The organism is Streptosporangium sp. NPDC002721 (assembly GCF_042888905.1).
Taxonomy (GTDB): domain Bacteria; phylum Actinomycetota; class Actinomycetes; order Streptosporangiales; family Streptosporangiaceae; genus Streptosporangium.
Genome location: NZ_JBIAQI010000008.1, coordinates 170803 through 192045, shown reverse-complemented (window position 1 = coordinate 192045; position 21243 = coordinate 170803). Strand labels below are relative to the sequence as shown.

Below are 21243 nucleotides of genomic sequence, written 5' to 3'. Positions count from 1 at the left end.
CGGAGTCGAACGGGAGGAGACGGACGCGGTACACCCCCCCGCCCGTACCGGCGGAGGAGCTAGCTGGCCTGGCTCACCGTCGACATGTTGAAGTCGGGCACCCGGACCGGAGGCATGATCGCGCGGTTGAAGTAGTCGCTCCACTCGCGCGGCAGGGTCTGCTCGGAGGCGCCGATCTCGGTGAGGCGCCGGAGCAGGTCCACCGGGCTCTCGTTGAAGCGGAAGTTGTTCACCTCGCCCACGACCTCGCCGTTCTCCACCAGGTAGACGCCGTCGCGGGTTAGCCCGGTCAGCAGCAGCGTCTGCGGGTCGACCTCGCGGATGTACCACAGGCAGGTGAGCAATAGGCCGCGTTCGGTGGAGGCGATCATCTCCTCCAGCGACCGCCCGCCCTCGGGCCCCCGCATGATCAGGTTGTCCACGGCCGGGGTCACCGGCAGGCCGGTCAGCTCGGCCGAGTGCCGCGTCTGCAGCAGGTTGGCCAGCCTCCCGCCGGAGATCCAGTCGGTGGGCTCCAGCGGAAGCCCGTTGTCGAACACCGAGTTCTCCCGGCCCGAGGCGTGCGCCACCACGAACGGCGGGCACTCGACGCCCGGCGCCGAGGGGTCGCCGTACAGGTGGACCGGCAGCTCGGAGAGGACGTCGCCCACGCGGGTGCCGCCGCCGGGCCTGGAGAAGACCGTGCGCCCCTCCAGGGCGTCGCGCGCCCCGGTCGTCCAGTACAGGTAGACCATCAGGTCGGCCACGGCCGTCGGCGGCAGCAGCGTCTCGTAGCGGCCCGCGGGCAGCTCGACGCGGTTCCTCGCCCACTCCAGGCGCTGGGCCAGCGAGGCGTCCAGGGCCGCCACGTCGACGTCGGAGAAGTCGCGGGTGGACACGCCGGTCCACGCCGAACGCCGCATGTCGGGGGACTTGGCGTTGAGCTCCAGGCGGCCGGTGGGCTGGGTGTGCCGCAGCCGGGTGCCGGTCGAGGTGCCCACGAAGGTCGTCGTGACGGTGTGCTCGGCGAACCCGTACAGCCTGCGCCCGCCCGCCTCGGCCGTGGCGAAGGTCTCGCCCAGCGCGGGGGCGAAGGCGCCGAACACCCCGATCGAGGTCGCCTCGGCGGGGGCGTCCCAGTCGCCGGAGCGGGTGGCCTCCAGCAGCGGACGGGCGTCCTCGGACGGCCGCGCGTCCTCGGCGGCGTGGTCGGCGGCCGCCACGATGTCGTCGAGCTGCTCGGGACGGACCGCCGCCCGCGACACCACGCCCACGCCGCGGCCCACGATGGAGATCACCGTCAGCTGCGTGGAACGGGACACACCGTTGGTGGTGAGGGTGTTACCCGCGAAGCGCAGGTTGGCGCTCGACGTCTCGTCCACGATCACGACGTTGTCGTCGGCCGTGGAGAGCTCGAGAACCTTCTCGATCATCTCCTGAGGGGTCATCCCGTTCCTCTCCCGCCTCTCCCACCGGTCCTCCCGGCCGCCGCCTTCCGCCACCCGCTCGCCGCGCGTGCTCAACTGCCACTCTCCTGGACGGTGTTGAGGATGCGCACGCCGCGGAAGAGCGCCGACGGGCAGCCGTGGCTGACCGGCGCGACCTGGCCCGGCTGCCCCTTGCCGCAGTTGAACGCCCCGCCCAGCACGTACGTCTGGGGCCCGCCGACCGCCGCCATCGATCGCCAGAAGTCGGTCGTCGTGGCCTGGTAGGCGACGTCGCGCAGCTGCCCGGTGAGCCTGCCGTTCTCGATCAGATAGAACCGCTCACCGGTGAACTGAAAATTGTATCTCTGCATGTCGATGGACCAGCTCTTGTCGCCCACCACGTAGATGCCCCGGTCGACGCCGGAGATCAGCTCCTCGGTGGTGGGGCCGTCGGACGCCGGGCGCAGCGAGACGTTGGCCATCCGCTGGATCGGGGTGTGGCCGGGGGAGTCGGCGAAGGCGCAGCCGTTGGAGGCGCCCAGGCCCTTCAGCAGCGCCATCCGCCGGTCGAGCTGGTAGCCGACCAGGACGCCGTCGGAGACGATGTCGAACTCCCTGGTCGCCACCCCCTCGTCGTCGTAGCCGATCGTGGACAGGCCGTGCTCGACGGTGCGGTCGCCGGTCACGTTCATCAGCTCCGAGCCGTACACCAGCGTGCCGAGCTGGTCGAAGGTGGCGAAACTCGTCCCGGCGTACGCCGCCTCGTAACCGAGGGCGCGGTCGAGCTCGGTGGCGTGCCCGATCGACTCGTGGATCGTCAGCCACAGGTTCGACGGGTCGACCACCAGGTCGTACAGCCCCGCCTCGACGGAGGGGGCACGGAGCTTCTCCTCCAGCAGCTCGGGTATGCGCGTCAGCTCCCCGGGGAAGTCCCAGCCGGTGCCGGTGAGGTATTCGTACCCCCGGCCGACGGGCGGGGCGAGCGTCCGCATCGAGTCGAAGCGGCCCTCCAGCACCCTGGTCGCCTTCAGCTGGGGGTGTACGCGCACCCGCTGCTGCGTGGTGACGGTCCCGGCCGTGTCGGCGTAGAACTTCTGCTCCTTGACCTGCATCAGCGACGCCTGGACATGGTCCACCCCGGGATCCCTCAGCAGGGCGCCCGACCAGTCGGCGAGCAGCGCCGCCTTGTCGCGCATCGGCACCTCGAACGGGTCGACCTCGTAGGAGGAGACCCAGGTGACGTCGGAGTGGACCGCCTCGGGGGCCAGCTCGACGGGCTCGCGGTTGACCGCCGCGGAGACGACCGCCACCTCCACCGCCTGCTCGGCGACCCTGACGGCCGCCTCCGGGGTGAGCTCGACACCCCCGGCGAAGCCCCAGGTGCCGTCCTTGACGACCCGTACGGCGTAACCGAGGGTGTCAGCGTCGATGGAACCTTCCAGCGCGGCGTCGGAGAGGCGCAGGGTCTCCCCGCGAATGCGCTCCAGCCGGAAGTCGGCGTGCTCGGCGCCCAGGTCACGGGCGCGCTGCAGGGCCGCGTCCGCCAGCCGGCGCAGCGGCAGGGCGAGGAAGTCGGAGTCGATCTGGCGCATGTCGACGATCCTAGCCCTGTGATCTTGTCCCTCCCGGACAAGGTGGTTACCCGCCGGTAGCCGATACCGTCTGACCATGGCTCGATCTGTTCTCGTAACCGGCGGCAATCGCGGCATCGGCCTCGCGATCGCCCGCGAACTCGCTCAGGCAGGCGACGACGTCGCCGTCACCTACCGTTCCGGCCAGCCCCCGGAGGGGCTGTTCGGCGTGCGCTGCGACGTCACCAGCACGGCCGACGTGGACGCCGCCTTCGCGAAGGTCGAGGCCGAGTACGGCCCGGTCGAGGTGCTCGTCGCCAACGCGGGCATCACCAAGGACACGCTGCTGCCGATGATGAAGGAGGAGACCTTCACCGACGTCATCGACGCCAACCTGACCGGCGCCTACCGGGTCGCCAAGCGCGCCACCCGCGGCATGCTGCGGCTCAAGCGCGGGCGCATCGTGCTGATCTCCTCGGTGGTCGCCATGCTCGGCTCGGCCGGGCAGAGCAACTACGCCGCCTCCAAGGCGGGCATGATCGGCTTCGCCCGGTCGGCCGCCAGGGAGCTGGGCTCGCGCAACATCACCGTCAACGTGGTCGCCCCCGGCTTCGTGGAGACCGACATGACGGCCGAGCTCGACGACGCCTACCAGGAGCAGATCAGGAAGAACATCCCCCTGGGCCGCTACGCCGCCCCGGAGGAGATCGCGCGCGTGGTCAGGTTCCTGGCCGGCGAGGACGCCGCCTACATCACGGGGGCCGTCATCCCCGTCGACGGCGGCCTTGGAATGGGGCACTGACGTGGGAATCCTCGAAGGCAAGCGGCTCCTCGTCACCGGGGTGCTCACCGACGCCTCCATCGCCTTCTCGGTGGCCAAGCTGGCCCAGGAGGAGGGCGCGCAGATCGTGCTCACCGGGTTCGGCCGGCTCAGCCTGGTCGAGCGCATCGCCAAGCGCCTGCCGGAGCCGCCCCCCGTGCTGGAGCTCGACGTCACCAGCACCGAGCACCTCGACTCGCTGGCCGACCGGGTCGGCGAGCACCTCGGCGGCCTGGACGGCGTGGTGCACGCCATCGGCTTCGCGCCGCAGACCGCCCTGGGCGGCAACTTCCTCAACACCTCCTGGGAGGACGTGGCGACCGCCGTCCAGGTCTCCACGTACTCGTTCAAGTCGCTCGCGGTGGCCGCGCTCCCGCTCATGAAGGAGGGCGGCGCGATCGTCGGCCTCGACTTCGACGCCACGAAGGCCTGGCCGGTGTACGACTGGATGGGCGTGGCCAAGGCCGGCCTGGAGTCCTGCTCCCGCTATCTGGCCCGCGATCTCGGCAAGCACGGCATCCGGGTCAACCTCGTCGCCGCGGGCCCGATCAGGACCATGGCCGCCAAGAGCATCCCCGGCTTCGTCGAGTTCGAGGAGAGCTGGCCCGCCAAGGCCCCCATCGGCTGGGACATCAACGACCCGATCCCGGCGGCCAAGGCGTGCGTCGCCCTGCTGTCCGACTGGTTCCCCGCCACGACCGGCGAGATCGTCCACGTCGACGGCGGAGTCCACGCCATCGGCGGCTGAGCCGTCCACACCCCGGCGGGCGACGGCCGGCCGGGGGGACGCCGTACTGAACGGTGATGTCGCGGGCGGCCGTGGAACGACCGAGCCGAGGGGCGGGGGCGGCGCGGTCAGGCCACCCGGTGGTGTCCCGGCGGGGCGGGCTCGAACGGTATCGACTCCCTGATCTTGCGCCTGCTGTACAGCAGGCGGACCGCGAGGATCGTCGAGACGAGCACCGCCGTGGTGAGCACGGTGCTCGCCGTGTCGGACGACCGGGTGGGCGTCACCGGCTGCGCCTCCGGCATCTGCCGCTGGAGCTCCTGCATCAGCGGGGCGGGCCACAACAGCTCCACCCGGGGCGCCTCGGCGTCGACCACGGGTGACGAGGGCCTGGGGGCCACCGGCTCGCCCACGTCGGCCGTGAGCGTCCTGGTCACCGGGTGGGGCACGGGAAGCGGCCCCGGGTCGGCCGGCGCCGGAACCGGGCTCTTTCGCGCCGGGGCGGCGCCCTGGTCCAGCGAGGGGCTCGCCGAGGGCGTCGCCGACGGGCTGGGGGTCGGCGAGGCCTGGGGCCGGCTCGTCTCCGTGGAGGTCGCCGGTTGCTGCGGATCCTGGCTGAGGGGGGCCACCGACGGGTCGGCGCACCTGGAGGAGGCCACGGACCGGCAGGAGTCGGCGGGGCCCTGGGGCTGGGACGGCTGCGTGCCGCCGGAGGATCCTTCCGTGTCCTTCGTGGCGGGTGGCTTCTTTCCGGAGGGGGTCCTGGAGGCGGAGGGGGCCGGTGCCGAGGTCTGCGGGGTCTGCGGGGTCTGCGACGTCTCCGTCTCTGCGGGTGCCTCCTCGGCGGGCAGCCGGGAGTTGTCCTCGGCGGCGCCTCCGCCGGAGGGCAGGGGTGAGGGGGAGAGCGGGGAGCCCTCTTTCGTGAGGCCGTCCACGACGTCGTCCACGACCTGGCAGACCGGGCCCGTCACGGTGCCCAGCAGCCCCCCGCGGTCGCAGTCGTCCGTCCGCGTGCTCGCCCGGGCGGTGCTCACGGGCACGATCGCGACAGCCGGAATCCCACCCCCCAGCGCCAGCGCCAGAACGCCTGCCGCCATCGCAGTTCGCACTCGTCTCCTTCACCCCGGACCGGATGCCGGCCATGAGATCCCGCCGGCATCCAGGTGCCCCCCTGCCACCTGTTTGACAGTTTTGTAGGGAGGCTCGTTTTTTCCACGGAAAGTCGTCATTCGGTATCGACTAGTGATACGCGAGACGAATTCTCGTTCGGTTCTCCTGAGGGTTCGGTTCTTCTGAGAGTCCGGTTCTCCTGGGAGGCCGTCCGCGCCGGTGTCTCCCCGGTGTCTCCTCGATGCCTCCCCGGTCTCGAGCCTCAGTCCGCGGACACGTCGTCGAGCGCCTCCCTGATCTCCACGGGCAGCGTCAGGTCCTCGGCCTGGAGCACCCCGGACAGCTGCGCGTGGGTGCGGGCGCCGACGATGGCGGAGGCCACCCCCGGCTGGTCGCGTACCCATGACAGGGCCACCGACAGCGGCGAGACGCCGAGCCCCTCGGCGGCGGTCGTCACCGACTCCACGACCCGGCGGCAGCGCTCGTCGAGGTAGGGGGTGACGAAGTCGGCGAAGTGCGGGGTCGCGGCCCGGGAGTCGGCGGGGATGCCCGTCCGGTACTTCCCGGTGAGGACCCCGCGCCCGAGCGGCGACCAGGCGAGCACACCCGCGCCGACGTGCTCGGCGGCGGGGATCAGCTCGCGCTCGGCCTCCCTGGCCAGGAGCGAGTACTCGACCTGGGCGGCGACGATCGGCACCCTGCCGGGGACCGCCCGCTGCCCCACGGCGGCGGTCGCCAGCTGCCAGCCCGCGTAGTCGCACACCCCGGCGTACGCGGCCCGGCCCGAGGACACGATGGCGTCCACGGCGGCCAGGGTCTCCTCCAGCGGGACGTCGGGGTCGAAGGCGTGCAGCTGCCACAGGTCGACCTCGTTGACGCCCAGGCGGGTGAGGGAGGCGTCGATCGCGGCGACCAGGTGTTTCCTGGAGGCGTCGCGGGGCCTGCGCCCGGCCGGGGTGAGCACGGCCTTGGTGGACAGCACCAGCTCCGAACGCGGCACCGAGTCGCGCAGCAGCCGCCCGAGCAGCCGTTCGGCGTCGCCACCGGTGTAGACGTCGGCGGTGTCGATGAGCGTGCCGCCGGCCTCGGCGAACGTGCGGAGCTGCGCCGCGGCCTCCTCGGCGCCGGTGTCACGTCCCCACGTCATCGTCCCCAGTCCCAGGCGGGACACCGACAAGCCGCTCCGGCCCACATAGCGCTGCTCCATGATCCGGCCAGGTTACCGCCCGGCCACTTAAAAGTAGTGGAGCGAAGGCTGCAAGACTTGCCCGCGTGACGACCTTGTTGCTGGCCAGACACGGCCTTACCCACCTCACCGGTCCGGTCCTCGCGGGCTGGACCCCGAACGTGCACCTCAGTGACGCGGGACGGGCCCAGGCGGAGGCGCTCGCCGCGCGGCTGACCTCCCTGGAGCTCGACGCGATCGTCTCCAGCCCGCTGGAGCGCTGCCAGGAGACCGCGCAGGCGGTCGCGGAGGGACGGCGGGGGGCGGAGGTGCTGACCGACGAGCGCTTCGGCGAGTGCCGCTACGGCGACTGGACGGGCCGCCCGATCGCCGAGCTCGCCAAGGACCCCCTCTGGCCCGTCGTGCAGGCCCACCCGAGCGCGGTGACGTTCCCCGGCGGGGAGTCCCTGTCCGCCGTCCAGCACCGCGCCGTGACGGCCGTCAGGGAGTGGAACGAGCGCCTCGGCCCCAAGGCGGTCTATCTCGTCTGCAGCCACGGGGACGTGATCAAGGCCATCGTGGCCGACGCCATGGGGCTGCACCTGGACCAGTTCCAGCGGATAACCGCCGACCCGGCGTCGCTCACCGCCATTCGCTACACCCCCTTGCGCCCCTTCGTGCTCAGGCTCAACGACCTGGGCGGAGATGTGGCCGGATTGCGCCTCGGGGAGGGTTCGGAGGGCGCGGAAGGGGGAGAAAATCCCACCGGGAGCGATGCCGCAGTCGGCGGCGGATCCGGAACCACGTAAGGTCGGGCTATGCCGGTCTTCGACTACGATCCACCCGAGAGGTTCGTGGCCGGTGCCGTGGGGCAACCGGGGTCACGAACCTTCTTCCTGCAGGCCCGGGGCCAGGGCAGGCTGACCACCGTGGCGCTGGAGAAGTTCCAGGTCGCGGCGCTGGCCGACCGTCTCGACGAGCTGCTCGACGAGGTGTTGCGACGCGGTGAGGGCAGTGTCCCCGTGCCCGCCGTCGCCCCGGCCGCGCTGGCGGACAACGCCCCCCTCGACGTGCCGATCAGCGAGGACTTCCGTGTCGGCGTCATGGCCCTGGCCTGGGACTCCGAGGCCTCACAGGTGGTCATCGAGGCCAAGGAGGCCGTCGCCGAGGACGAGGAGTTCGAGCCGTCCCCGCTCGTCGAGCCCACGGTGCTGCGCGTGCACATCAGCCCCGGCGCCGCGAGGGCCTTCACCAAGCGGGCCATGGCGCTCGTCGCCGCCGGCCGCCCGCCCTGCCCTCTCTGCGCCCAGCCTCTCGACGCCGAGGGGCATATTTGTGTGCGGCTCAATGGTTACCGGGGTAGTAGCGCTTCATCTGCTGGAGGAGGCGAATGAGTGCTGAGAGCGAGCCGACGCTGAGTGCGGCGCCGGCCGCGGGGCTGGACGACGAGACCGCGACGCGTCTGCTCCGTGACGGCCAACTTGACGTGGCGGGCCGCCTGGTCGAGGCGACCAACATGACGCTCTACTGTTCGGTCCGGCTCGGCGGGCTCGCGGCGGCCTGCGTGTACAAGCCGGTACGGGGCGAACGCCCCCTCTGGGACTTCCCCGACGGCACCCTGGCGGCCCGCGAGGTCGCCGCCTACGAGGTCTCCGCGGCGATCGGCTGGCGGATCGTGCCGCCCACCGTCTACCGCGACGGCCCCTTCGGCCCGGGGATGTGCCAGCTCTGGATCGACACCGACCCCGGCACCGACCTGATGGTGCTGATCCGCAGCCGCCAGCCCTCGCTGCGGCGGATGGCCGTCTTCGACGCCATCGTCAACAACGCCGACCGCAAGGGCGGCCACCTGCTGCCGCTCGCCGACGGTCACGTCTACGGCGTCGACCACGGGGTCTCCTTCTCGGCCGAGGACAAGCTCCGCACCGTGCTGTGGCAGTGGCGCGGCAAACCTTTGTCCCGCGAGGCCATGAACGTCCTGACCCGCCTGGAGTCCGACCTGGAGCAGGGCCGCCTCGGCCGCCGCCTTCGCGAGCTCCTCACCCTCCACGAGGTCGAGGCCACCTGGTCGCGGGTCCGCAGGCTGCTCGACACCGGCCTGCACCCCCTCCCCTCCAAGGACTGGCCCGCCATCCCCTGGCCGCCGATCTGAGGTCCTCGCGCGCCGGCCCGCCGCCCCGGGCACCGGCGTCCCGCGAGGAGGCGGCTCTCCGGTCGCGGCCTCCGTGACCTCGGTTTCCCTCCCGACGGAGGGCCCCGGTCCGCGCCCGCCCCCCGCGAGGGCGTAGCCTCCGGGGCATGTGCACGGTTGTCGTCAGCATCGATCCGAGCGCCGAGATCCCCCTGATCGTGGTCGGGGTGCGCGACGAGTTCGTCGACCGCCCCTGGGTTCCCCCGGCCCGGCACTGGCCGGACGGCGGGCCCGGCCCGATCGGCGGGCGTGATCTGCGGGGAGGCGGCACCTGGCTCGCCGTCGACCCCGGGGCCAGGCGGGTCGGAGCCCTCCTCAACGGGCTCGGTGTGCTCGCCCCCGAGGAGGCCCGCCGCTCGCGGGGCGACCTGGCGCTCCTGGCGGCGGCCGGGGGCGGGCCCGCGGAGGACGAGCTTGAACACTACGACCCCTTCCACCTGCTAAGGGCCGATCCCGACGGGGCCCGCCTGTGGCACTGGGACGGGATCACCCTGGAGCGGGACGACCTCCCGCCGGGGACCCACATGATCGTCAACAGCGGCTGGGAGCGCGGCGCGGAGAACGAGCGGGTGGCGTTCTTCCGCCCGCTGTTCGCCAAGGCGGGCCGCCCCCTGGAGCTCGACGGCCCCTGGGAGGAGTGGCGGGAACTCGCCACCGGGGCGGGGATTCCCTTCGAGGACCCCCGCACGATGATCGTCCGTCACGAGCTGCCCGACGGGCGGACCTTCGCCTCCGGCTCCGTGACCCTGCTGGCCCTGGCGCCCGGCGGCGTCCGCTACGAGTTCACCGCAGACCCTCGTGATCCGGGCGCCTTCCGCGAGATCCGCACGGAATGATCCGGTCGGCTCCCGGAGTTGAGGTGAGTGCCCCTGTTATCCACCATCCCGAGCCAACCGGGGTGGTCCAACCGCTGGATAGGCTTCATTTTATGAGATCGTGGTCTGAGCCGAAGGTTCCTCGGCTTCCCGGTGCCGGTGTCCCGCTGCGGCTGTTCGACACCGCCGCGCGAGAGACCGGCCCCACAAAGCCGGGCCGCACGGCACGGATGTACGTCTGCGGCATCACGCCCTACGACGCCACCCATCTGGGCCACGCCAACACCTACCTCGCCTTCGACCTGGTCAACCGGGCCTGGCGCGACGCCGGTCACGAGGTGCACTTCACCCAGAACGCCACGGACGTCGACGACCCCCTGCTGGAACGTGCCGGGCAGACCGGCATCGACTGGCGGGACCTGGCCGAGCGTGAGATCGAGCTGTTCCGGACCGACATGGAGGCGCTGCGCATCCTCCCGCCGCGTGACTACGTCGCCGTGACCGAGGTGATCGACCAGGTCGCCGACCTGATCGTGTCGCTGCGCGACAAGGGCGCGACCTACGTCCTCGACGGCGACGTCTACTTCGACGTGGCCGCCGCCCCCAAGTTCGGGGCCGTCTCCGGTTACCCGGAGGAGCACATGCTCACCCTGTTCGGCGAGCGCGGGGGAGACCCGGACCGGCCGGGCAAGAAGCACCCGCTCGACTGGCTGCTCTGGCGCGCGGAGCGCCCGGGGGAGCCGTCCTGGCCCTCGCCGTTCGGCCCCGGCAGGCCCGGCTGGCACATCGAGTGCACCGCGATCGCCCTGGCGAACCTGTCCAGCGGTTTCGACGTCGCCGGCGGGGGTTCCGACCTGATCTTCCCCCACCACGAGTGCGGCGCCCATGAGGGCCACGTGGCGTGCGGGGAGTGGCCCTTCGCGAGGGCGTACGTGCACGCGGGCATGGTCGCCCTGGACGGCGAGAAGATGTCCAAGTCGAAGGGCAACCTGATCTTCGTCTCGCGCCTGCGCCGGGAGGCCGACCCGATGGCCATCCGGCTGGCCCTGCTGGCGCACCACTACCGTTCCGACTGGGAGTGGACCTCCGAGCAGCTGGGCTCGGCGGAGGTGCGGCTGGCGCGCTGGCGCTCGGCCGCGGGGCTGCAGACCGGCCCCGACGCCGGTGTCGTGCTCGAAAGGGTGCGCGCCCGGATGGCCGACGACCTGGACGCCCCCGGGGCCCTCGCGGCCGTCGACGACTGGGCGGAGCGGGCCCTGTCGGAGGGGGGCAGTGACCCGAACGCGCCCGTCCTCGTCAGGGAGACCGTGGACGCGCTGCTCGGGGTCGCGCTCTAGACGCTCCGGGGTGCGGAGCTCGGGGGGCGTGACGGGCCTCCTGGCGCGCGGCGGCGCCCGGTTCGATCCAGGTGCGCCGCCGGCCCCCGGGAGACGGTGGGGCCCGCGGCGTGGCGTGCGCCACGGATGGCACGGGGTCGGCCCGCGCCGGGTGTGACCTTGGAAACGGCCCGGGAGACGGTGGGGCCCGCGGCGTGGCGTGCGCCACGAGCGGCACCGGGGCGCCCCGCCGGATGTGGCCCTGGAAACGTGTGGCCCTGGAAAACGACGGAGCCCGCACCGCTTGCGCGGTGCGGGCCCTATCTGAAGCCTTTGAGGTCAGACCGGATCAGATGACCTGAACCTGGTCGGCCTGCGGGCCCTTCTGGCCCTGCGTGGTGACGAAGCTGACACGCTGGTTCTCCTCCAGGCTGCGGTAGCCGCCGGAGTTGATAGCCGAGTAGTGCACGAAGACATCGGCGGTGCCGTCATCCGGTGCGATGAATCCGAAGCCCTTTTCGGCGTTGAACCACTTAACGGTGCCCTCAGACAAAACTACTTCTCCTCATTGGGAGCCTCACCGAACCACCAGGTCGGCGGCACGGGGCTGCGTTGCGGACCCTACCATGCACCCGCGGAAACCATCCGGAGAAACTGTGTAACGTCCGCTGTCGGCGGACTTCTCATAAGCACTTGAGATGATAAGGCTAAGCTGAGAACTACGACTGCAACCATGCAAGCCTATCTGACGATCCCAAGGTGCGCAAGTCACGAGATGGTTGCGAAGAACCGCTCGCGCTCGTCCTCGGGGAGACGGTCGACGAACAGGGTGCCGTCGAGGTGGTCGGCCTCGTGCTGCAGGACGCGGGCGAGCATGCCCAGGGCGCGCACGGTGACGGGCTTGCCGAACATGTCGCGGCCACGGGCGGTGACCATGTAGGAGCGTTCCAGGGGCCACCAGCGGCCGGGCGCCGACAGGCAGGCCTCGTCGGCCACGATCCTGCGCTCGGACAGCTCCAGGCGCGGGTTGACCAGGTGACCGGACCTGCCGTCGAGCTCGTAGACGACGACCCGCAGGGGGACGCCGATCTGCGGGGCGGCCAGCCCCGCGCGGCCCGCGCCGGCCCGCATCGTGACCTGGAGCGACTTGACCAGGGCGCGCAACGGGCGGTCGAAGGTGGTCACCGGCTCGGACACCGTGCGGAGCACGGGATCGGTGAACGGTCGGATCGGCTGGACGGCCACGCGCACTCCCCGAGGCGAACGAATCGGCAACGGAGACGATTCCCGTTGCCGCGCGGCTCAACCGTTGCCCTTTCGTCCTTCGCGTTTCCGGGAGGTTGCCGATGTGCGACGTGTGCATTGCGTATTTCCATGGTTAGTCACACGTAACCGGCGCACCATCACAGATAGTGAATGTGCGTAATGCCGCCCTCCTAAGTTTCGGGATCGAAGCCCCCGAAACCCGCAGGAGGAAAAGATGGCCAAGCCCTGGATCAGCGACTGGCGGCCCGACGACCCCGCCTTCTGGCGGGAGCGGGGCAGGAAGGTGGCCCGCAGGAACCTGGTCTTCTCCATCTTCGCCGAGCACCTCGGGTTCACGCTGTGGACCGTGTGGAGCATCGTGGCCGTGCAGCTGGGCTCCTACGAGTTCTCCACCGACCAGCTCTTCTGGATCGTCGCCCTGCCCAACCTGGTCGGCTCGGCGCTGCGCATCCCCTACACCTTCGCCCCGGCCAGGTTCGGCGGCCGGAACTTCACCGTGGTCAGCGCCCTGCTGCTGCTCGTGCCCGCGGTGCTGCTCGCCATCGCGGTCGGCGACCCGGCCACCCCCTACTGGATGTTCCTGGTGATCGCGGCCACGGCGGGCCTGGGCGGTGGCAACTTCGCCTCCAGCATGGCCAACATCACCTACTTCTACCCCCAGGACAGGCAGGGGGCGGCGCTCGGGCTCAACGCGGCGGGCGGCAACATCGGGGTCAGCTCCGTGCAGCTCGTCATGCCCCTGGTGATCGGGGCGTTCGGCCTGGCCGCCGCCGGGTTGTTCTGGATCCCGTTCGTCCTGGCCGCCGCGATCGGCGCCTACTTCTTCATGGACAACCTGACCTCCGCCAAGGCCAGTCCCGCCGACCAGCTGAAGGTCGCCGGCCGGGCCCAGACCTGGATCATGTCGGTCCTGTACATCGGCACCTTCGGCTCCTTCATCGGCTACTCCACCGCCTTTCCGCTGCTCATCAAGAGCCAGTTCCCCGAGCAGGCCTCCCTGGTGGGACTGGCCTTCATCGGCCCGCTGCTCGGCTCCATGATCCGCCCGGTCGGGGGCTGGCTGTCCGACCGGCTCGGCGGGGCGCGGGTGACGCTCTTCAACTTCGCCGCGATGGCGGGGGCGGCGGCGCTGGTCTGGCAGGGCCTGTCCCAGCACGTCTTCGCGCTGTTCTTCTGCGCCTACATGCTCCTGGTCGCCACCACCGGCATCGGCAACGGCTCCACCTACCGGATGATCCCGGCGATCTTCCGGGCGAAGGCCGTGGCGGGCATCGCCCCCGGTACGGACGCCCACGAGGCCGCCGCCGCCGTCGGGAAGCGTGACGCCTCCGCCGCGATCGGGATCATCTCCGCGATCGGCGCCTTCGGCGGGTTCTTCATCAACCGTGGGTTCGGCAGCTCCATCGCCGCGACCGGGGGAGCGGGGGCGGCCCTGGCCTCCTTCGCCGCCTTCTACGTCGTGTGCGCGGTCATCACCTGGGCCTGCTACCTGCGTACCGCGGGATCGGTGCCGAGCCTGGCCGCGGCCCGCGTGTGACCACCGGGGTGGCGGGCGCCCGTGATCACATCCGGCACCGGCCCGGCCGACGGACGACTCACATCCGCCTCATCGCGAATGTGAACACGGTTAGCGGCTTGTAGCACATCGGTAACAGGGGAGACCTCGCGGTGAAACCGCCTGAAAGCACCATCGGATCCATGCCGGTCTCACTTCCCCCCCAGACGCCTGTGAAGGCTGGGGCGGAGCGGACGAGAGGGGAAAGGCCAACCATGTCACGGCTCGTCGTGGTAGGACACGGACCGACATCGCACCGGCTGGTCGAGGCTCTGGTCGCCAAGGGCTTCGCGGGGAGCATCACGGTGCTGGGGGAGGAGCCCCGGCCGGCGTACGACCGGGTGGCGCTCACCTCCTACCTGACGGGCAGGAGCGTCGAAGACCTTACCTACCCGACGCCGGAGGGGGTCGTGCTGCGGCTGTCGTCCAGGGTCGTGGAGATCGACAGGCAGGCGCGCGAGGCCGTCACCGCCGACGGCCACCGCGAACCGTACGACGTGCTGGTGCTGGCCACCGGCTCCAGCCCGTTCGTGCCGCCGGTGCCGGGCAGGGAGCTGGACGGCTGCTTCGTCTACCGCACGATCGACGATCTCGACGCGATCAGGGAGGCCGCCTCGGGCGCCACGAGCGGCGTCGTGATCGGCGGCGGGCTGCTGGGGCTGGAGGCCGCCGACGCGCTGCGCGGCCTGGGGCTGGCGACGCACGTCGTGGAGATGGGCGGCTGGCTCATGCCCCGCCAGGTCGACGAGGGCGGCGGCGCCGTCCTGCGCGGCCACGTGGAGGCGCTCGGTCTGAGCGTGCACACCGAGGCCGGGGCCAGGGAGATCGTCGCGGGCCCGGACGGGCGGGTGGCGGGCCTGGTCAAGCCGGACGGCGAGACCGTCGAGGCGCAGATCGTGGTCTTCTCCGCGGGCGTGCGGCCGCGTGACGAGCTGGCCAGGCAGGCCGGTCTGGAGGTCGGCGCGCGCGGCGGGATCGCCGTGGACGACGGGATGCGCACCGGCGACCCGGCGATCTACGCGATCGGCGAGTGCGCCCTGCACGAGGGCATGGTCTACGGGCTGGTGGGGCCGTGCTTCACGATGGCCGAGGTCGCCGCCGACCGCATCCTCGGCGGCGAGGCGGTCTTCACCCGCGCGGACCTGTCGACCAAGCTCAAGCTGCTCGGCGTGGAGGTCGCCCAGTTCGGAGCGATGGAGGGCGCGCTGGACGTGACCTTCATGGACCCGGTGGGCGGCGTCTACCAGAAGCTGTTCGTCAGCGACGACGCCCGCACCCTGCTCGGCGGGATCTGCGTCGGCGACGCCACCCCGTACAACACCCTCAAGCCCTTCGTCGGCCGCGACCTGCCGGGCTCGCCGAGTGAGCTGCTGTTCACCGGGGGTCCGGCGAACATGGAGGTCCCCGACGAGGCGCAGGTCTGCTCCTGCAACAACGTCACCAAGGGCCAGGTGTGCGCGGCCATCGTCGAGCACGGCCTCACCGACGTCCCGGGCATCAAGGCGTGCACCCGCGCGGGCACCACCTGCGGCAGCTGCGTCCCGACGCTCAAGCAGCTCCTCGTCTCCTCGGGCGTCGAGGTCTCCAAGGCCCTGTGCGAGCACTTCGCGTACAGCAGGGCGGAGCTGTTCGACATCGTCCGGGTGCGCGGCATCACGACGTTCTCGCACCTCATCGCCGAGCACGGCACCGGGCGAGGCTGCGACGTGTGCAAGCCCGTCGTCGCCTCCATCCTCGCCTCGCTGGGCAACGGCCACATCCTCGACGGCGAGCAGGCCGCCCTGCAGGACACCAACGACCACTTCCTGGCCAACATCCAGCGCAACGGCACCTACTCGGTGGTGCCGCGCATCCCCGGCGGGGAGATCACCCCGGACAAGCTCATCGTGATCGGCGAGGTGGCCCGCGACTTCGGCCTCTACACCAAGATCACCGGCGGGCAGCGGATCGACCTGTTCGGGGCCCGGGTGGAGCAGCTCCCGCTGATCTGGAAGCGGCTGGTGGACGCGGGCTTCGAGTCCGGGCAGGCGTACGGCAAGGCGCTGCGCACGGTGAAGTCCTGCGTGGGCTCGACCTGGTGCCGGTACGGGGTGCAGGACGCCGTCGGCCTGGCCATCGCGCTGGAGCTGCGCTACCGGGGCCTGCGCTCGCCGCACAAGCTGAAGTCGGCCGTCTCCGGATGCGCCCGCGAGTGCGCCGAGGCGCGCGGCAAGGACTTCGGCGTCATCGCCACCGAGCGGGGCTGGAACCTCTACGTGGGCGGCAACGGCGGCTTCACCCCGCGCCACGCCGACCTGTTCGCCTCCGACCTGAGCACCGAGGAACTGGTCCGCGTCATCGACCGGTTCGTGATGTTCTACGTCCGCACCGCCGACCGCCTGCAGCGCACCTCCGCCTGGCTGGAGGCCCAGGGCCTGGCCTACGTCAAGGAGGTCGTCCTGGACGACTCCCTGGGGATCTGCGCCGACCTGGAGGCCCAGATGGAGCGGCACGTGACCGGGTACGCCGACGAGTGGCGCGCCGCGATCGAGGACCCGGAGAAGCTGCGGCGGTTCGTCTCCTTCGTCAACGCCCCCGGCACCCCGGACCCGTCGATCGCCTTCGAGCCCGAGCGCGACCAGGTGAAGCCGGTGCTGATCCCGCTGGAGGTGGTCCGCTCCTGATCCGGACCGCCCGCACCACAAGGACCCAGAGGACCCAGAGGACCCCAGGAGAGGAGGCCTTCGCCGATGACTGCCCTGAGAGAAGACCTGGAGACACCGGAGACGCTGGAGACGACCGCCTGGACGGCGGTCTGCTCCTACGCCGACCTGCTGCCCGAGCGCGGGGCGTGCGCGCTCGTCGGCGGCAGCCAGATAGCGCTGTTCCGCGCCTTCGACGGCTCCCTGTTCGCGATCGGCAACCGCGATCCGTTCAGCGGCGCCCACGTCCTGTCCCGGGGGATCGTGGGCACCAGGGGCGGCGAGCCCGTGGTGGCCTCCCCGATGCACAAGCAGGTGTTCTCCCTCCTCACGGGGGTGTGCCTGGACGAGCCCGCGGTAGCCGTGCCGACCTACCCGATCCGCGTCACCGGCGGAACGGTGGAGGTGGGCCCCCGGTGAGCGTGGGCGGGCGCGGGATGCGGACGCGGGCGGCCGGATACCGAGGAAACATCGAGCGAGAAGTGGTGAACGACAGATGAGCACCGCCGTTCTGGACAGTCCCATCGGCTCTCCCGAGACCGCGCCCGACGCGCTGGCCGGGTTCACGATCGGGGTGACCGCCACCCGGCGGCGCGAGGAGTTCTGCGCGCTGCTGGAACGCCGGGGCGCGAGGGTGGTGCGGGCCCCGGCGATCCGGCTGGTGCCCCTGGCCGAGGACGCCGACCTGCTGGCCGCGACCCGCGCCACCCTGGCCGCCCCGGTCGACGACGTGGTGGTCACCACCGGCGTCGGCTTCCGCGGATGGATGGCCGCGGCCGAGGGCTGGGGACTGTCCGGCGACCTCGCCGAGCACCTGACCGCGGCCCGGCTGCTGACCCGCGGGCCCAAGGCGCGCGGCGCGGTCAGGGCGGCGGGCCTGACCGACCACTGGACCCCGCCCACGGAGTCGTGCGAGGAGGTCAAGCAGCACCTGCTCGCCCAGGACCTGCGCGGGCGCCGCGTCGCCGTGCAGCTGCACGGCGAGCCGCTGACCGGTTTCGTGGCCGCGCTGCGCGAGGCGGGCGCGGAGGTCATCGAGGTGCCGGTCTACCGGTGGCTGCCCTACCGCGACGTGTCACCGCTGCGGCGCCTGGTCAGCCAGGCGATCTCCGGCGGGGTGGACGCGGTGGCCTTCACCAGCGCCCCGGCCGTGCTGGCCATGCTCAACTCCGCCCGCGCGGACGGCCTGGAGGACGCGCTGGTCGCGGCCTTCGCCGGGCCGGTCGTCGCCGCCTGCGTGGGCCCGGTCACCGCCGGGCCGCTGGAGGCGCGCGGGGTGCCCACCGTGCAGCCCGAGCGCTCCCGCCTGGGCACGCTGGCCCGTACCCTCGCCAGGCACCTGCCCGAGCACAGCGTCACCCGCCTGGTCGCGGGCGGCCACCGGCTGGAGATCCGCGGCCACGCCGTCGCGGTGGACGGCGAGCTGAAGCCGCTGCCTCCGGCGCCGATGGCGGTCCTCAAGCGCCTGGCCGACAAGCCGGGACACGTGGTGGCCCGCTCCGACCTGCGGACCGTGCTCCCCGGCGGCCCGTCGCGCGACTCGGCCGAGCACGCGGTCGAGATGGCCATCACCCGCCTGCGCCGCGCGCTCGGTCCCGCGGGGATCGTCGAGACTGTCGTCAAGCGCGGCTACCGCCTGGCCTGCGACCGGGGCGAAGGCCTGTGACGACACTGGTCCTGGCCGGGCACGGGACGCGCAGCGCGCGAGGCGAGGAGACCCTGGCCGGGCTGCGGGACCTGGTGCGCGGGTGCCGCCGGGGGACGCGGGTGGAGCAGGCGTTCCTGGAGATCAGCTCGCCGCTGCTCGCCGACGTGCTGCCCGGCCTGCCCGGACCCGTCGTGGTGGTCCCGCTGCTGCTGGCGGGCGGTTACCACGTCCACATCGACCTGCCCTCCGTGGTGGCCTCCGCCCGGCCGGACGCCGTGGTCGCGGCCCCGCTCGGGCCGCACGCGCTGCTCACCGCGGTCCTCGCCAGGCGGCTCTCGGCCGCGGGGCTCCGGGCGGCCGACTCGGTGATCCTGGGAGCGGCGGGATCGTCCGACCCGGCCGCGCTGGCCGACGTGCGGGCGGCGGCCCGGCTGCTGTCGGTGCGGCTCTCCCGCCCGGTCACCGCGGCCTTCGCCGCGACGGGCGCCCCCTCGATCTCGGAGGCCCTGGAACGGCTGCGCTCGGGACCGGCGCCGCGGATCGCGCTGGCCTCCTATCTCCTGGCCCCCGGCTTCTTCCAGGACCGCCTGGAGGCGTCGGGCGCCGACCTGGTCGCCGCTCCCCTGGGGGTGGACGCCGACCTGGCCGCGCTGGTGTGGGCCCGGTTCGACCAGGCCCGCCTGGCGGCGGTGGCGGCCGGTCTCGACAGGGGCCCGCGGATCCCGGCGGGGCCCGCCCGGAGCCGGTGACCGCGGGGGGTCGGCCGGGTCCGGGGGGCTCCGGTCCGGTCGTGAGGGGACGATCGGGCTCGGCGGGACTCCGGTCCGACCGCGGGGGGCGGTCAGGCCCGGCGGGCTCCGGTCCGGTCGTGAGGGGCAGGCTCGCCGGGGCCCGGTCCGAGCGCGCGCACGGTCAGGGTCGGTGAGGCCCCGGTCCGGTCGCGGGCGGTGGTCAGGCTTGCCGGAGCTCCAGCCTCAGCTCGCGGACGATCTCCTCGGCGACGTCGTCCCGCGACGGCAGGAAGTCGTCGGCGCCGAGAAGCGTCTCGTAGTAGGCGTGGCTGAAGCACCCGGCGAGCAGCAGCCGGGCGCTGGCGACCGGGACGACGTCGGGGGAGAGGCGCCCCGCGCGCTGCTCGGCCGCCAGGTACGCGGTGAGCGGGACGATCTCCGACATCGGCCCGATGTCGCTGTCGCGCATCGCCTCGCGGAAGCGGACCGTGACCGAGGGGGAGGTGAAGGCGGGCAGCGCCGCCGCCTGGACCTCGCAGTAGTAGTCGATGCCCGCCCGCGCGATGGGCAGCAGGTTCTCGCTCACCCGGCCCTTGCCGACCAGGTACATCAGGTCGTCGAGGACGCGCCGCCAGACCGGGAGCCGGTCCTGCAGCAGGGCGAGGAACAGGTCGATGGCGTGCCCGGACGCGGTGCCCCGCGAGCGCGGGTGCGTGGCCTCGCCGGCCTCCTCGCGCTTCATGAACGCGGCCAGCTCGAGGACGCGCCGCCGCGCCTCCTGGGTGTTGCGGTGCGGGTCGAGGTCGGTCGGCTGGTAGTGGTCGATCTGGTACGGGTCGATATAGGGAGTCGCCATGGTCGCCCTAACGTGCGCAGTCACATGGACAGATGGTCGTGACGGTGATGTGTCGTCCGCCGGTGTCCACGGGGCCGTGTCCTTTCGGCCGTGGAGTCGCCGACGTCCGGTTCTCCGCTCGGCACGCCCCCGTCGGTCCGGGGCGTGCCCGATCGGTTCGTGTCGACCCGGACCCGACCCCGGGTTCGACCTTGATTCAACCTTGATTCAACCTAGGCGAAAAAGAGCGCCCGGTGGTAACCGTACGCCGTGAGTTCAGCCGTCGGAGTCACGGTCGCGCCGGCGCAGGTAGCGCTCGAACTCGGCGGCTATGGCGTCGCCGCTCGCCTCGGGCAGCTCGGCGGCGTCCTTGCGCTCCTCCAGCTCCTTGACGTACTCGGCGACCTCGCTGTCCTGGGAGGCCAGCTCGTCGACGCCGTGCTCCCAGGCCCGGGACTCCTCGGCCAGCTCGCCCAGCGGCATCGGGATGTCGAGCAGGTCCTCCATCCGGCTGAGCAGCGCCATGGTGGCCTTCGGGTTGGGCGGCTGGGCCACGTAGTGCGGCACCGAGGCCCACAGCGACACGGCGTGCAGCCCGGCGGCGCCCAGGGAGTGCTGCAGGACGCCGACGATGCCCGTCGGCCCCTCGTAGCGGCTCAGCTCCAGGTTGATCGCCCTGGCCAGGCCCTCGTCGGTCGCCGAGCCCACGATCGGCACCGGGCGGGTGTGCGGGGAGTCGTTGAGCAGCGCGCCGAGCAGGACCGCGAGCTCGACCCCCAGCTCGCGGCAGACGAACACGATCTCCTCGCAGAACGCGCGCCAGCGCATGTTGGGCTCGATGCCGCGCAGCAGCACCACGTCGCGGTCGACGCCCGGGGGCCTGGCCACCGACAGCTTGGTGGTCGGCCAGGTGATGGAACGCGTCAGCCCCTCGCCCATCTCGACGATCGGGCGGGTCACCTGGAAGTCGTAGTATTCCTCGGGGTCCAGGGAGACGAGCGGGGTCGCCTTCCACTGCTCCTCGAGGTGCGCGATCACTCCGCTCGAGGCCTCACCCGCGTCGTTCCACCCCTCGAACGCGGCGATCATCACCGGGTCGACGAGCTCGGGCAGGCCCTCGATCTCGATCACGCGCCCCCTCCTTCTCACCTCACGTCCTATCCGGCTAAGCCTATGCGGTGAGGGGGCCTTCACGTCACCTTCCCGACATGCTGTGGACGATCAGGACGTCGTGGCCCGTACGTGGCCCGTACGTGGCCTGTACGCGGCCCGTACGCGGCCCGTGCGCGGCCCGCGCACCGGGCGGCGACGGGCCCGGCGGGGCGCTCACCAGGTCAATTGGACGGAAGGTCCAGTTGAGGCCAGGGGTGCCGCCGGGAACCAGGGGGCCCGGACGGCTCCCAAGT

Annotated in this window: 20 protein-coding genes; 12 read left to right on the top strand and 8 right to left on the bottom strand. The window is 72.0% G+C overall.

Annotated elements, in window-relative coordinates; translation table 11 throughout:
• Positions 1 to 59: 59 nt before the first annotated feature.
• Both ACFYWM_RS13150 and ACFYWM_RS13145 read right to left on the bottom strand, forming a co-directional pair.
• Positions 60 to 1427 (bottom strand): metallopeptidase TldD-related protein, encoded by a 1368-nt coding sequence (locus ACFYWM_RS13150; RefSeq protein ID WP_389913620.1) that lies wholly within the window; start codon positions 1425 to 1427, stop codon positions 60 to 62.
• A 71-nt stretch (positions 1428 to 1498) separates the two neighbouring features.
• Positions 1499 to 2998 (bottom strand): TldD/PmbA family protein, encoded by a 1500-nt coding sequence (locus ACFYWM_RS13145; RefSeq protein ID WP_389913209.1) that lies wholly within the window; start codon positions 2996 to 2998, stop codon positions 1499 to 1501.
• A 76-nt stretch (positions 2999 to 3074) separates the two neighbouring features.
• On the opposite strand from ACFYWM_RS13145, the gene ACFYWM_RS13140 reads away from it, so the two are divergent.
• The gene (locus ACFYWM_RS13140; RefSeq protein ID WP_389913206.1) at positions 3075 to 3779 is read left to right on the top strand and encodes a beta-ketoacyl-ACP reductase; all 705 of its coding nucleotides are present in this window, start codon (positions 3075 to 3077) and stop codon (positions 3777 to 3779) included.
• Between the two features lies 1 nt (position 3780).
• Positions 3781 to 4545 (top strand): enoyl-ACP reductase FabI, encoded by a 765-nt coding sequence (fabI, locus tag ACFYWM_RS13135; RefSeq protein ID WP_389913203.1) that lies wholly within the window; start codon positions 3781 to 3783, stop codon positions 4543 to 4545.
• Between the two features lie 107 nt (positions 4546 to 4652).
• On the opposite strand, the gene ACFYWM_RS13130 is transcribed toward fabI, so the two are convergent.
• Both ACFYWM_RS13130 and ACFYWM_RS13125 read right to left on the bottom strand, forming a co-directional pair.
• Entirely contained in the window at positions 4653 to 5633 is a 981-nt protein-coding gene (locus tag ACFYWM_RS13130) for a hypothetical protein (protein ID WP_389913200.1), read from the bottom strand.
• A gap of 263 nt (positions 5634 to 5896) precedes the next feature.
• Positions 5897 to 6841 carry an aldo/keto reductase gene (locus tag ACFYWM_RS13125; protein ID WP_389913198.1) on the bottom strand — a complete coding sequence of 315 codons (945 nt, stop codon included), beginning with the start codon at positions 6839 to 6841 and terminating at the stop codon, positions 5897 to 5899.
• Positions 6842 to 6906: 65 nt separating this feature from the next.
• Between ACFYWM_RS13125 and ACFYWM_RS13120 the strand changes: the two genes are divergently transcribed.
• From ACFYWM_RS13120 to mshC, 5 genes are all read left to right on the top strand, one after another.
• Positions 6907 to 7608 (top strand): histidine phosphatase family protein, encoded by a 702-nt coding sequence (locus tag ACFYWM_RS13120; protein ID WP_389913194.1) that lies wholly within the window; start codon positions 6907 to 6909, stop codon positions 7606 to 7608.
• 9 nt (positions 7609 to 7617) lie between these two features.
• Positions 7618 to 8193 carry a DUF3090 domain-containing protein gene (locus ACFYWM_RS13115; RefSeq protein WP_389913191.1) on the top strand — a complete coding sequence of 192 codons (576 nt, stop codon included), beginning with the start codon at positions 7618 to 7620 and terminating at the stop codon, positions 8191 to 8193.
• The gene (locus ACFYWM_RS13110; protein ID WP_389913188.1) at positions 8190 to 8951 is read left to right on the top strand and encodes an SCO1664 family protein; all 762 of its coding nucleotides are present in this window, start codon (positions 8190 to 8192) and stop codon (positions 8949 to 8951) included. Before ACFYWM_RS13115 ends, ACFYWM_RS13110 begins: the two co-directional genes overlap by 4 nt.
• Before the next feature lie 146 nt (positions 8952 to 9097).
• Entirely contained in the window at positions 9098 to 9826 is a 729-nt protein-coding gene (locus ACFYWM_RS13105) for an NRDE family protein (protein WP_389913185.1), read from the top strand.
• Positions 9827 to 9918: 92 nt separating this feature from the next.
• The gene (gene mshC / locus ACFYWM_RS13100; RefSeq protein ID WP_389913182.1) at positions 9919 to 11142 is read left to right on the top strand and encodes a cysteine--1-D-myo-inosityl 2-amino-2-deoxy-alpha-D-glucopyranoside ligase; all 1224 of its coding nucleotides are present in this window, start codon (positions 9919 to 9921) and stop codon (positions 11140 to 11142) included.
• Between the two features lie 328 nt (positions 11143 to 11470).
• Here mshC and ACFYWM_RS13095 read toward each other — a convergent pair whose 3' ends face one another.
• Positions 11471 to 11674, bottom strand: coding sequence for a cold-shock protein (locus ACFYWM_RS13095; RefSeq protein ID WP_344903117.1), 204 nt, complete (start codon positions 11672 to 11674; stop codon positions 11471 to 11473).
• A 215-nt stretch (positions 11675 to 11889) separates the two neighbouring features.
• On the bottom strand, positions 11890 to 12366 hold the full coding sequence (locus ACFYWM_RS13090; protein ID WP_389913179.1) for a peptide deformylase: 477 nt from the start codon (positions 12364 to 12366) through the stop codon (positions 11890 to 11892).
• A 235-nt stretch (positions 12367 to 12601) separates the two neighbouring features.
• Between ACFYWM_RS13090 and ACFYWM_RS13085 the strand changes: the two genes are divergently transcribed.
• From ACFYWM_RS13085 to ACFYWM_RS13065, 5 genes are all read left to right on the top strand, one after another.
• Entirely contained in the window at positions 12602 to 13924 is a 1323-nt protein-coding gene (locus ACFYWM_RS13085) for an MFS transporter (protein WP_389913176.1), read from the top strand.
• Positions 13925 to 14157: 233 nt separating this feature from the next.
• Entirely contained in the window at positions 14158 to 16605 is a 2448-nt protein-coding gene (nirB, locus tag ACFYWM_RS13080; RefSeq protein ID WP_389913174.1) for a nitrite reductase large subunit NirB, read from the top strand.
• A 66-nt stretch (positions 16606 to 16671) separates the two neighbouring features.
• Positions 16672 to 17043, top strand: coding sequence for a nitrite reductase small subunit NirD (gene nirD / locus ACFYWM_RS13075; protein ID WP_389913172.1), 372 nt, complete (start codon positions 16672 to 16674; stop codon positions 17041 to 17043).
• A 76-nt stretch (positions 17044 to 17119) separates the two neighbouring features.
• On the top strand, positions 17120 to 18289 hold the full coding sequence (locus ACFYWM_RS13070) for a uroporphyrinogen-III synthase (protein WP_389913169.1): 1170 nt from the start codon (positions 17120 to 17122) through the stop codon (positions 18287 to 18289).
• Complete coding sequence (locus ACFYWM_RS13065; protein ID WP_389913166.1) at positions 18286 to 19020, top strand: sirohydrochlorin chelatase; 735 nt, start codon at positions 18286 to 18288, stop codon at positions 19018 to 19020. The genes ACFYWM_RS13070 and ACFYWM_RS13065 overlap by 4 nt, the downstream gene beginning before the upstream one ends.
• Positions 19021 to 19222: 202 nt before the next feature.
• On the opposite strand, the gene ACFYWM_RS13060 is transcribed toward ACFYWM_RS13065, so the two are convergent.
• Positions 19223 to 19858: a hypothetical protein gene (locus ACFYWM_RS13060; RefSeq protein ID WP_389913163.1), complete on the bottom strand. Its 636-nt coding sequence runs from the start codon at positions 19856 to 19858 to the stop codon at positions 19223 to 19225.
• Between the two features lie 255 nt (positions 19859 to 20113).
• Positions 20114 to 20968 (bottom strand): PAC2 family protein, encoded by an 855-nt coding sequence (locus tag ACFYWM_RS13055; RefSeq protein WP_389913159.1) that lies wholly within the window; start codon positions 20966 to 20968, stop codon positions 20114 to 20116.
• Positions 20969 to 21243: the final 275 nt, after the last annotated feature.